11 protein-coding genes and 1 tRNA gene are annotated in these 11,009 nt (G+C 59.1%); 8 read left to right on the top strand and 4 right to left on the bottom strand.

What is annotated here, in order from left to right:
• The first annotated feature begins 386 nt into the window (after positions 1 to 386).
• The 5 genes from VL52_RS12385 to VL52_RS25380 all read left to right on the top strand — a co-directional run bounded on the left by VL52_RS12385 (position 387) and on the right by VL52_RS25380 (position 4,455).
• Entirely contained in the window at positions 387 to 1,103 is a 717-nt protein-coding gene (locus VL52_RS12385; protein WP_046157319.1) for an ABC transporter permease, read from the top strand.
• Positions 1,104 to 1,127: 24 nt separating this feature from the next.
• A complete protein-coding gene (locus VL52_RS12380) occupies positions 1,128 to 2,057 on the top strand; it encodes a glycine betaine ABC transporter substrate-binding protein (protein WP_082113733.1) in 930 nt (309 codons plus the stop codon).
• A gap of 11 nt (positions 2,058 to 2,068) precedes the next feature.
• Positions 2,069 to 2,716 carry an ABC transporter permease gene (locus VL52_RS12375; RefSeq protein WP_046157341.1) on the top strand — a complete coding sequence of 216 codons (648 nt, stop codon included), beginning with the start codon at positions 2,069 to 2,071 and terminating at the stop codon, positions 2,714 to 2,716.
• Positions 2,716 to 3,861, top strand: a complete 1,146-nt coding sequence (locus VL52_RS12370) for an osmoprotectant ABC transporter ATP-binding protein OsmV (protein ID WP_046157317.1) — start codon at positions 2,716 to 2,718, stop codon at positions 3,859 to 3,861. Before VL52_RS12375 ends, VL52_RS12370 begins: the two co-directional genes overlap by 1 nt.
• A gap of 378 nt (positions 3,862 to 4,239) precedes the next feature.
• Positions 4,240 to 4,455, top strand: a complete 216-nt coding sequence (locus tag VL52_RS25380) for a hypothetical protein (RefSeq protein ID WP_326980822.1) — start codon at positions 4,240 to 4,242, stop codon at positions 4,453 to 4,455.
• Positions 4,456 to 4,709: 254 nt separating this feature from the next.
• On the opposite strand, the gene VL52_RS12360 is transcribed toward VL52_RS25380, so the two are convergent.
• Positions 4,710 to 5,027 (bottom strand): Crp/Fnr family transcriptional regulator, encoded by a 318-nt coding sequence (locus VL52_RS12360; RefSeq protein ID WP_200896008.1) that lies wholly within the window; start codon positions 5,025 to 5,027, stop codon positions 4,710 to 4,712.
• Positions 5,028 to 5,274: 247 nt separating this feature from the next.
• Here VL52_RS12360 and VL52_RS12355 point away from each other — a divergent pair, with 247 nt between their 5' ends.
• Together VL52_RS12355 and VL52_RS12350 are read left to right on the top strand one after the other, a co-directional pair.
• A complete protein-coding gene (locus tag VL52_RS12355; RefSeq protein WP_046157315.1) occupies positions 5,275 to 6,186 on the top strand; it encodes a slipin family protein in 912 nt (303 codons plus the stop codon).
• 38 nt (positions 6,187 to 6,224) lie between these two features.
• Positions 6,225 to 7,388: a DesA family fatty acid desaturase gene (locus VL52_RS12350; RefSeq protein ID WP_046157314.1), complete on the top strand. Its 1,164-nt coding sequence runs from the start codon at positions 6,225 to 6,227 to the stop codon at positions 7,386 to 7,388.
• Positions 7,389 to 7,503: 115 nt separating this feature from the next.
• Here the strand turns inward: VL52_RS12350 and VL52_RS12345 are convergent, their stop codons facing one another.
• Positions 7,504 to 8,436 carry an IS5 family transposase gene (locus VL52_RS12345; protein ID WP_046157313.1) on the bottom strand — a complete coding sequence of 311 codons (933 nt, stop codon included), beginning with the start codon at positions 8,434 to 8,436 and terminating at the stop codon, positions 7,504 to 7,506.
• Positions 8,437 to 9,030: 594 nt separating this feature from the next.
• Here VL52_RS12345 and VL52_RS24530 point away from each other — a divergent pair.
• Entirely contained in the window at positions 9,031 to 9,252 is a 222-nt protein-coding gene (locus VL52_RS24530) for a hypothetical protein (protein ID WP_144408787.1), read from the top strand.
• A gap of 278 nt (positions 9,253 to 9,530) precedes the next feature.
• Here VL52_RS24530 and VL52_RS12340 read toward each other — a convergent pair.
• Positions 9,531 to 10,630 (bottom strand): IS3 family transposase gene (locus VL52_RS12340; protein ID WP_144410233.1). Its coding sequence is split into 2 segments (ribosomal slippage): positions 9,531 to 10,369 and positions 10,369 to 10,630, totalling 1,101 coding nucleotides; the frame shifts between segments, so codons are not numbered across the junction.
• A 244-nt stretch (positions 10,631 to 10,874) separates the two neighbouring features.
• Positions 10,875 to 10,964, bottom strand: a tRNA-Ser gene (locus VL52_RS12330).
• Positions 10,965 to 11,009: the final 45 nt, after the last annotated feature.

Below are 11,009 nucleotides of genomic sequence, written 5' to 3'. Positions count from 1 at the left end.
TTCAAGAGATCCGGCGGATTTTCCGTGGCGCAGACGGCCAGTTCGGTTGCGAAGAAATGCCTCTTAATGGCTGTAAATTCATCAGCACGTTTGGGTCAAATGTAAGGTTTCCCATTATATTTTTTTCGCAATATCAAGATTATTATGGTTTTTTTGAATATTAGATTGTTTGCATGTTGATTTGCGTGATGTTATAGTGTTTGCAAAGTTCTTTGGCGCGCAAGGCGCCACTCAATCTTCGGGCTTGTCCCGTTCCCGCGTTTCACGCACCTCGTATCCGGCTCGGCCGGATGTCTTGAAAATCTACTGGCAGCTCTCTGGTTGTCGCGATCATTACAGGGGATCGCCGACGGTTTTGTCGTCGCTATCCGCCAAGGAGGACGCAGATGCACAAAAGAGCGTTTGGCAAGCGCAGCATGATCTGGCTGATCCTGGCCGCCCTGGCGGCGGCGGGACTGTATTACGGCCTTGGCCCGGCTGTGTGGGCGGAATACCGCGAAGACCTGGTCTATCTGGGCGGGCGGCATCTTTATCTGGTCGGCGCGTCGATGGCGCTGGCGCTGGCGGTGGGCTTGCCCAGCGGCATCCTGCTGAGCCGGCCGCGCTTGCGGCGCAGCGCCGAATCCTGGATGCAGATCTTCAATATCGGCAACACCCTGCCGCCGATGGCGGTGCTGGCGCTGGCCATGGTGGTGGTGGGCATCGGCGACGCGCCGGCCATCGCCGCCTTGTTCCTGGCATCCCTGCTGCCCATCGTGCGCAATGTCTACTCCGGCCTGGCCGGCCTGCCGCCGGCCTTGCTGGAGGCGGCCGACGCGCTGGGGATGACGCCGCGGCAGCGGTTGTGGCGCGTGGAACTGCCCAATGCCTTGCCGGTGATTCTCTCCGGCGTGCGGATCGCGCTGGCGCTGAACGTCGGCACCGCGCCGCTGGCCTTCCTGATCGGCGCCAGCAGCTACGGCGAGCTGATCTTCCCCGGCATCTATCTCAACAACCACACGGCTTTGCTGCTGGGCGCCGGCGGCACCGCGCTGATGGCGTTGGCGCTGGACCAGTCGGTGGCGCTGGTCGGCCGCCTGGCCGCCGCGCGCGGCGTGGCCTGAGCGGACTTGCAGGAAGGATTACCTATGAAAATGATTGCGTGTTTTCGACGCTGGCTGGCTTCTGCCTGTCTGGCGGGAGCGGCGATGGCGCTGTTGCCCGCGGCGGCCGCGGCCGCCGGCCTGACCCTGGGCAGCAAGAATTTCACCGAACAGCACCTGCTGTCCGAGTTGACCGCGCAGTATCTGAGCGGCAAGGGCTATGAGGTGGCCCAGAAGCCGGATCTCGCCACCGTGATCCTGCGCAACGCGATGGAGCATGGCCAGATCGACCTGGCGTGGGATTACACCGGCACCGGCCTGATCATCCACCATGGCATCCAGCAGAAATTGAGCAACGAGGAGGCTTACGCCATGGTCAAGCGCCTGGACGAGCCCAAGGGCCTGATCTGGCTGAACCCATCGGCGCTCAACAACACCTACGCGCTGGCGATGAAGCGCGATCGCGCCGAGGCGGAGGGCGTGCGCACGCTGTCGGACCTGGCGCGGGCGGTGAACCGGAACAATGGCGGCGACAAGCGCTGGCAGCTGGGTTTCGACATGGAATTCGCCGGCCGCCCGGACGGCCTCAAGCCGCTGCAGCAGCTGTACGGCATGGGGTTGAGCCGGCCGCAGATCCGGCAGATGGATTCCGGCTTGGTGTACAACGCCATCCGCGACGGCTTTGTCGATGCCGGCCTGGCCTATACCACCGACGGCAGGATCAAGGGCTTCGAATTGCTGGTGTTGCAGGATGACCTGAATTTCTTCCCGGCCTATGCGGCGACGCCGGTGGTGCGCAAGGAGGTTTTGGACCGCAATCCCGGCCTCGCCGACGAGCTGAACCGTCTGTCCGCCTTGCTGGACAACGATGCGATGTCGACGATGAACGCCGAGGTGGATATCCGGCATCGCCCGGTCCGAGAGGTGGCGGCCGAGTTCCTGCGCAGCCATGGCCTGGCGAAGGAGGGCGCGTGATGGAGACCCTGCTGGAAACCGGCCGCTACATGCTGGCCAACCTGCCCTATATCGGCGCGCTGGCCGGGCAGCATCTGACGCTGGTCGGCATCGCCGTCAGCCTCGCGGTGTTGCTGGGCGTGCCGCTGGGCGTTGCCATCGTGCGCTTCCCCGCCATCGCCAACGTGGTGTTGAGCCTGGCCACCGTGCTGCTGACCATTCCGGCGATCGCGCTGTTCGGCCTGATGATTCCGCTGTTTTCGCTGATCGGCCACGGCATCGGCGCGGTGCCCGCCGTCACCGCCGCTTTTCTTTATTCGCTGCTTCCCATCGTGCGCAACGCCCACGCTGCGCTGACGCAGCTGGAGCCCGGCGTGCGCGAGGCGGGCCGCGGCATCGGCCTGACTTTCTGGCAGCGCCTGCGCTGGGTGGAACTGCCGCTGGCGGTGCCGGTGATCTTCGGCGGCATCCGCACCGCGGTGGTGCTGAACATCGGCGTGATGGCGATCGCCGCCATCGTCGGCGCCGGCGGCCTGGGCACGCTGATCCTGCACGGCATCAGCCAGAGCGATATCCGCAAGCTGATCGCCGGCGCCCTCGCCGTAAGCCTGCTCGCCGTGGCCATGGACTGGCTGCTGCTGCGCGCCCAGCGCGCGCTGACACCGAAAGGAATCCGCTGATGATAGAACTGCAAAATCTCTGCAAGCAATTCACCCAAAAGAACGGCCAGGTGTTCAAGGCTGTGGACGATGTCAGCCTGAAAGTGGCCGAGGGCGAGATCTGCGTGCTGCTCGGCCCGTCCGGTTGCGGCAAGACCACTACGATGAAGATGATCAATCGCCTGATTGAGCCCACTTCCGGCAAAGTGCTGATAGGCGGCGAAGACACCGCCGGCATCGACACCGTGACGCTGCGCCGGCACATCGGCTATGTGATCCAGCAGATCGGACTGTTCCCCAATATGACCATCGAGGAAAACATCACCGTGGTGCCGCGCATGCTGGGCTGGGACAAGAAGCGCTGCCGCGAGCGCGCCCGCGAGCTGATGCATATGGTGGCGCTGGATCCGGCCCGCTTCCTGCAGCGCTATCCGCGCGAGATGTCGGGCGGCCAGCAGCAGCGCATCGGCGTGATCCGCGCGCTGGCGGCCGATGCGCCGGTATTGCTGATGGATGAGCCGTTCGGCGCGGTGGATCCGATCAACCGCGAGCAGATCCAGAACGAATTCCTGCAGATGCAGCGCCAGCTGGGCAAGACGGTGATGCTGGTCAGCCACGACATCGACGAGGCGATCAAGCTGGGCGACCGCATCGCGGTGTTCCGCCAGGGGCGGATGGTGCAGTGCGCCGGTGCGGACGAAGTGCTGGCGCGCCCGGCCGATGATTTCGTCGCCAGCTTCGTCGGCCACGACCGCACGCTGAAGCGGCTGCTGCTGGTGAAGGCCGGCGAGGTGGCCGAGCAGCGGGAGACGCTGACCGCCCGGCTTGATACCCCGCTGTCCGCGGCCTACGGCATGATGGACGACGCCGATCTGCTGCATCTGACCGTGGTGGATGCGTCCGGCGAGCCGCTGGGCTTCGTCAAGCGCCGCGACGCCAAGTCCGGCGGCGATGGCCGCTGCCGCGACAAGATCAATAGAATAGAAGTGACGGCTGGCGTCGGCGAGAACCTGCGCATCGTGCTGTCGCGCTTGTACGAGCACAACCTCACCTGGATGCCGGTGGTGGACGAGGTTGGCCGCTATTGCGGCGAGGTGTCGCAGGACTACATCGCCGATTACCTGCACTCGGGCCGCACTCGAAGAAAGGGCGTCGCGCTGGCGTGACGTTGTCGGGGATTGATCAAAAAAGGCGCGTATTCGCGCCTTTTTTGTTGCGCTGAGTCTGGGGTGGGGGCGTGTGGGTCTGGCGATTTGGGAGGGTAAGGGCATCCGGATGGCGGCAATCTGGAGCGGATCGTCGCGCATTTTTCGAAGGAAACAAAAAAGCCCTTGATTGCGCTCTACTGGCGGAGAGGGAGTCCGCCAGCCTGTTGTCTGATAATGTCGACGGCATGCTGACTGCCTGCTCAAGCAACTGCATGTTTTCTCCGCCGGCCAAAGCCCCTCCGCGGAGGCAATGCAAGCCATTATTCATGGACTTAATGGGGATGACTTGAACAACCTGGCAGTCTATCTGCAAAGCTTGTAGCGAACTGATGGACTATTTCCCCTGCGCCACATCACTATCTGAAGGTACCCACGCCAACACTGATCTTCGCTGGCGAGGAGCACGGCACTGGCTCCAGCCGTGACTGGGCAGCCAAAGGCACTCGACTACTGGGAGTGAAAGCGGTCATTGTCCGCAGCTTCGTGCGCATCCACCGCTCCAAGCTGGTGGGCATGGAGGTGTTGCCGGTCCCGACAGCGCGGCCGGCTTGAAAGGCGATGAAGTGTTCGATTTGAGCGGGCTGGAGCAGGGCATCCAGCTGCGGCAAGCGGTGACGTTGACGGCGCGGAGTCCGGATGGACGGACCCGGCAACTGCCGTTGCTGCTGCGCATCGACACCCCGGTGGAGATGGAGTATTACCGCCATGGTGGCATTCTGCCCAAATGTGTTGCGGCAGCTGCTGGGGGCAGTGAGCGTGTCTGCCTTGTCGCGGCATCGCGCCGCCCGCTGCTCGATGCCGCGCACTCAATGCCGCGACAGCGGCACGGCCAACAAGCGTTGATACTCTTTTCTCACGACGTCGTAGCATTCGCAAGTGCGCTTTTCCAGTCCGCCTCGATACACAATGGTGATATGGCCGCGCGCATAGTGGATCAGCTCAGGCTTCTGCAACTTGAGCGCGGCCTCGGTGACGCCCTCGCGGCGCGCGCCCAGCATATTGGCGATCAGTTCCTGCGTCATGACCAACTCATTGCCTTGCAGCCGATCCAGGCTCCGCCATAGCCAGCGGCATAACTGTTGATCCAGCGAATGATGTCGATTGCATGCCGCTGTTTGCCCCATCTGGGTGATTAATGTCTGGGTGTAGCGCAGCAGCAGCTGAAAGCGAGTCACAGGCGCGAGGGTTGGGGCGGGACGTTATCGCCCCAGTCTATTGCGTTCTGCGCCCAGGAGCGGCGATGTGCTTGAAATGACACAAGGCCTCGATATTCATCCCTATGTATGACAGCGTACAGATGGCACGCGGCAAACGAGCCGATGCTAAAGCATAGCCAGCCCGGCGCTCAAATCCTCGGCAAGGAGTCCCGCCATGAACCCCATCACCTCGTTCATTGTCGCTGTTTTCTTTTTATCTGGCCTGCTTGCCTACGCGTCCAGCTATCTGCTGCTGGCCATTTTGCTTTGGGTATGCGCCGCGATCGTGGCGCAAGCCTTGCGCATGGCCAACACCTGGCAGAAATGCGTGGTGCTGCGCGCTGGCAAGCTGCGCGGCGTCAACGGACCCGGGCTGTTCCTGATCATCCCGGTCGTGGACCGCGTGGTGGCCACCATAGACGAAAGAATCCAGACCACCGCCTTCAATGCCGAGCAGGCGCTGACCCGCGACACGGTGCCAGTGAATGTGGATGCGATCATCTTCTGGCATGTGCATGACGCGAAAAAAGCGGCCTTGGCCATTACCGACTATAGCCAGGCGATTGATCGAGTCGCGCAGACTTCGCTACGCGAAATGATAGGTTCCTCGATGTTGGCGATACTGCTCAGCGACCGTCAAAGCATGGTGCAGGACCTGTGCGGCAAGATCGCTGAGAAAACCGCGGAATGGGGCATTACCGTGCGCTCGGTGGAAATCCGCGATGTCGCCATTCCGGAGGCGCTGCAGGACGCCATGTCTCGCCAGGCGCAGGCCGAGCGCGAAAAACAGGCCCGGATTATTCTGGGTTCCGCCGAAGCGGAAATAGCCAGCAAGTTTGTCGAGGCGGCGAATATCTACGCGGAACATCCGGCAGCGCTGCAATTGCGGGCGATGAACATTATCTATGAAACCACCAAGGAGCGCGGCACGACGATTCTGATCCCCAGCGCGATGGTGGATAGTTTGAATCCGCAGGCCACTGCGTTGAAAAAGCCTGCATCCGGCCGAAGCGTCGCGTCGACTGCGGCCGTCAATCATGCGGGCTCTGCGGAAGCCGACTTGCGCACCGCAAGCGGCGCCGGTTAAGCGACAAGCGGCGGCTCGCTACTTGCCAAGGAGGTTGCATGCAACTGAGCCTACTTGATCTGCCCTGGTGGGGGCTTGTCCTGGCGACGCTGGGGCTCACCCACGTCACCATTGCCTCTGTCACCATCTTTCTTCACCGGCATCAGGCGCACCAGGCCTTGCAGCTGCATCCGCTGGCTAGCCATTTTTTTCGGTTCTGGCTGTGGCTGACCACTGGGATGGTGACCCGTGAATGGATCGCCATTCACCGCAAGCATCATGCAATGACCGATACCCCGGGCGATCCGCACAGTCCGCTGCGTTTCGGGCTCACGACGGTTTTGCTGCAAGGCAGCGAGCTGTACCGCCGCGCGGCCGGTGACCAAGCGATGCTGGAGCATTATGGCGGCAACACCCCGGATGATTGGCTCGAGCGACGGCTTTACACCAACCACTCCGCTCTGGGGGTGGGCTTGATGCTGCTGATCGACCTATTGTTGTTCGGCCCTGTCGGATTGACTGTTTGGGCGGTACAGATGCTGTGGATTCCCATTTTTGCCGCGGGCGTTATCAATGGCATCGGCCATTACTGGGGCTATCGCTTGTTTGCGACCAACGACTCTTCGCGCAACATCGTGCCGTGGGGAGTGCTGATCGGGGGCGAGGAGCTGCATAACAATCACCACGCTTATGTTACCTCTCCCAAACTGTCGGCCCGGTGGTGGGAATTCGATATCGGTTGGGCGTACATCCGCTTGCTCGCCTGCTTGCGTTTGTCCATGGTGCGCCAGCCAGTGCCCCCCCTGCGCCAGAATCCGCTCAAGCTGCATTGCGATGAGAAGACCATTAATGCAGTCATTGCCCATCGTTATCTGGTATTGGAGCGGTTCGATCACGCCCTGCGCCGGGCTGCGTCTGTGGAGTTGCGCCGGCTGGAAGGTCTGTATGTGGCTGCGGGGCTGGAGGCGGTTCGTTGCTGGTTGCGGCATGCCGCGCGGGAACCGCTGCCGGATGGCGAGCTTTTAGAACGGGTGCTGCCGCTCAGTATGGCGCTGAATACCATTTACACGATGAGGCGCGAGCTTGCCTCGCTGTGGGAGCGTTCCGCCTGTTCCACCGCGCTGTTGTCCAGCCAATTGGAGGATTGGTGCCGGCGGGCTGAAAGCAGCGGTATTGACGGTTTGCCGGAATTTTCGCGGCAATTAAGGCAGTACGATTGCTAGAGCGCGCGCTTCAATGTGCCAAGGAGGCAAGGTGGATGATCGTTTTCATGTACCAGCGTGGGGCTCTGTTGCACAAATCCCAGGTAGGACGAGTTTCCCCTTTCCCAAAACCGATTTACGCCATCGCCACCGTGTATGGCCGGCCCAGCATGCTGAAGCGGTTCAAGATGGCAGCACGCACTTGCAGCTCTGCCACTTGACCATCGAAATGCCGGGCCGTCACCCTTTCACCCAGCCGTTTGAAGCAATGCATCTTGGTTTCCACCAGGCTGCGGCGATGGTAGCCGGTCCATCGTTTCCAGATCGCCCTGCCTAATCGCTTGGCGGCCCGCAGAATCTCGTTCCGAGCCAGCACGCCCAGCGAACCTCCCCTCCATGGCCGCGCATTCTTGCGCGTGGGAATGCACGCAATTGCGCCGCACGCAGCTATCGCCTCATGACACGCCTTGGTATCGAAAGCGCCGTCGCCGCTCACGCAGGCTATAGGCTCATCTGGGGAGATTTGCGCCAAGAGCGAAGGCAGTATTTGCGCATCGCCCTTGCGATTGTCCGTGACTTCAATGGCGCGGATTTGCAGGGTTTCCGCATCGATACCCAGATGCACCTTACGCCATTGCCGGCGATATTCCGCGCCATGCTTCTTGGTTTTCCACTCGCCTTCGCCCAGCATCTTGATGCCTGTGCTATCCACCAGCAGATGCAGTGCGCCTGAGCTTTTCTGGTAGGGAATCCTGACCTGCAGGGTCTGCTGCCGTCTGGATAACGTACTGTAGTCGGGGACGCTCCAGTCCAGGCCTGCCATCTTGAACAGGCTTTGAATAAAACCGATGGTCTGCCGCAACGCTAGTCCAAATAGGTTCTTGATGGTCAGGCAGAATTGAATGGCGGGGTCACTATAGGTCTGCATCCGGCCGCGTTTGCCCCTTGGCGTCGCCCGCCATGACATGCTCGTGTCCAGCCAGACGGACAGAGAACCGCGTTGGATCAGGGCTTGGTTGTAGGCGTTCCAGTTGGTCGTTCGGTAGCGCTTTGGAGCAGGCTTGGTCATGCCACTATCTTACCAAGCTGCGGTGGGGTAGGATTTGTGCAACAGCGCCATGATAAATTGTATTGACTAAGTATAAATAGCTCTGTGCGTTAACGCACAGAGCTTGCCCAGAAAATGATTTAGAGTGGCTAACAAAAATCAGTTTTACGGTTGAGGCAAGGCGCGCCGACGCAGACAGCACAAGCAGTACGGCAAGTCGGTGCAACGCAGCATCAGGGGTTTTGTTAGCCGCTCTTAACCTGCTGCTATAAACTGTCCTGGCGAGTCCAAAAACTTACCAGACAATATCTGGAAGTCTATGATTTTCGATCTGGCGAATTTTTGAGAACGACTTGATCAGACCATACCTAATGGTATGATTTATGTCTCAGTTTTATGTAAAAAGTGATTAATGCAGCAGTTCTTATTCAATTTTTAAGTGTGATGGCTGTTTTTGATATTGGATTAGGTGGTGGAAGTTATTTGTCATTTTTGTAATAAGGAAATCTTGGCAAAATTCCATTGTCTTTTGTGGCGCAAGTGGTAATAGTCAGTCTCAACTGTGCTATACCATCTACAAACTTGTATGCCTGCTGAAAAGAGAAGGAGTTTTTTATGTCAAGATACCACATTGAAATAGAACGTAACTCCGCTGGCGATTTTGTCGGCTGGTCAATACACAATGCAAGGGATCTTCTGCCTTCTCATATTTACCCCCTTTATGAAATGGCAGAGTACAAGGCTAGGCTCTTGGCTCAGGAGAATAACTGGTCTGAAGAGCCTGCTCCCGAGTATGCTCCGATTGCTGAAGCTTTATTGCGGAATAAGCATGAATGAGAGAAATGCTATGTCGAATTTACAGTTATCATCCTCCGTGGTTAAATCTAGTAATGGGCTGTCTCGACAACAAATAGTGGTCTTGAAAACTGTGCTTATGCGGTATCGATATATATCACTCCAAACTCTACACGAAACCCAAGATCATCTGCAGGCGTTCCTCGAAATTTCTGACTCGGAGGAGCGATTCCTGCAGAGAGAGGAATACCGAGTTGACTTAACAGTTTGACCTCCTCCCGCAAAAATTGACCTCCACCCGACTAACCGAGCAGTCTAGTCTAGAGATTTCCGGCTTCAAGGTGAGCAAGTCTGAACTCGCTCGGGGTCTGGTCGCCCAGCGAACTGTGCGGCCTGAATTCGTTGTAATCCTGCCGCCAACGCTCGATCTTTTCACGTGCGTCATCCAGCGATAAAAACCAATGCACATTCAGGCACTCATCCCGCAGACTGCCGTTAAATGACTCGATAAAGGCATTATCCGTGGGTTTCCCTGGTCGTGAGAAGTCCAGCGTGACGCCTTGCTCATAGGCCCACTGGTCCAGCGCCAGGGAAATAAACTCGCTGCCGTTGTCGACCTGAATTCGTTGCGGCGTCCCGCGCAAGGCTTGCACATGCTGCATCGTAGCAACCACGTCTGCGGCTTTCAGCGCGAAATCCACCGTGATCGCCAGGCTCTCCCGACTAAAATTATCCACCACAGTCAAGACCCGGATTTTCTGGCCGTTGAACAACTGATCGGCGACGAAATCCATGCTCCAGCAGGCATTCAAACTGGAGACCGCCGGCCGAGCTTGCCGGTGCGCGGCCGCCACTCGCCGCTTGGGCCGTTTGCGCCGGAGGTTCAAACCCTCCTCGCAGTAGATCCGGTAGGTCTTCTTGTGATTGATCTGCCAGCCCTCACGCCGCAGCAGGACGTGGATGCGGCGCGCGCCATAACGAATGCGGGTGGCGGCGATCTCGCGGATTCGCTGCCGCTCCGCACGATCGTCTCGAGGGTGAGGGCGATAAAAATAGGTAGCTTGCCGCAGTTGAATGACCGCGGTGGCGCGATGGATGCTGACGCGGTAGGCGTCGATCAGGAAGTTGGCCAACTCGCGTTTGCGGGCTGGCCTCACAGCTTTTTTTGGATGACTTCCTGCAGCATCTGCTTGTCCAGGCTCAGGTCGGCAACCATGCGCTTGAGGCGGGCGTTCTCTTCTTCCAGTTGCTTCAGGCGGCGCAATTCGCAGACACCCAGGCCGCCGTATTGCTTCTTCCAGTTGTAGAAGGTGGCTTCGGAGACACCCATCTTGCGGCAGACCTCGGCGACGGTGGTGCCGGACTCCACCTGGCGCAAGGCGAAGGCAATCTGTTCTTCGGTGAACTTCGATTTTTTCATGACAAATCTCCTGCCCGGATGGGCTTAAATTTGCCAGAAATCTCTACTTTTCGCCGCTACGTTTTTGCGGGAGGAGGTCAGGGTTTGAAGAGTTAACATAGACGCAGAGACGTATAAAATAAAACGCCCCATGCTCAATGAGCAGGGGGCTAATCATCATCTCTAATCCACGAGCGCAGCACAATTTTTTGTGGGCTTTTATGTGGAATAAAATCAATTAAAGCTATTGATTTTAAAGTGTCGCTGGCGGAGAGGGAGGGATTCGAACCCTCGGTACGCTCGCACGTACGCCTGATTTCGAGTCAGGTACATTCGACCACTCTGCCACCTCTCCGGCGTCAGTCGAGGAGCGCATTATGTCCGTGCGAGCGTGAACTGT

Source organism: Chromobacterium vaccinii (assembly GCF_000971335.1).
GTDB lineage: Bacteria > Pseudomonadota > Gammaproteobacteria > Burkholderiales > Chromobacteriaceae > Chromobacterium > Chromobacterium vaccinii.
This window is presented reverse-complemented; position numbering and strand designations above follow the sequence as displayed.

Excerpts from the sequence above, each read along its gene's own strand:
- VL52_RS12380 (WP_082113733.1), top strand. The coding sequence starts at position 1,128 with ATGAAAATGATTGCGTGTTTTCGACGCTGGCTGGCTTCTGCCTGTCTG.
- VL52_RS12345 (WP_046157313.1), bottom strand. The coding sequence starts at position 8,436 with ATGACCAAGCCTGCTCCAAAGCGCTACCGAACGACCAACTGGAACGCC.
- VL52_RS12385 (WP_046157319.1), top strand. The coding sequence starts at position 387 with ATGCACAAAAGAGCGTTTGGCAAGCGCAGCATGATCTGGCTGATCCTG.
- VL52_RS12350 (WP_046157314.1), top strand. The coding sequence starts at position 6,225 with ATGCAACTGAGCCTACTTGATCTGCCCTGGTGGGGGCTTGTCCTGGCG.
- VL52_RS24530 (WP_144408787.1), top strand. The coding sequence starts at position 9,031 with ATGTCAAGATACCACATTGAAATAGAACGTAACTCCGCTGGCGATTTT.
- VL52_RS12370 (WP_046157317.1), top strand. The coding sequence starts at position 2,716 with ATGATAGAACTGCAAAATCTCTGCAAGCAATTCACCCAAAAGAACGGC.
- VL52_RS12355 (WP_046157315.1), top strand. The coding sequence starts at position 5,275 with ATGAACCCCATCACCTCGTTCATTGTCGCTGTTTTCTTTTTATCTGGC.
- VL52_RS12360 (WP_200896008.1), bottom strand. The coding sequence starts at position 5,027 with ATGGGGCAAACAGCGGCATGCAATCGACATCATTCGCTGGATCAACAG.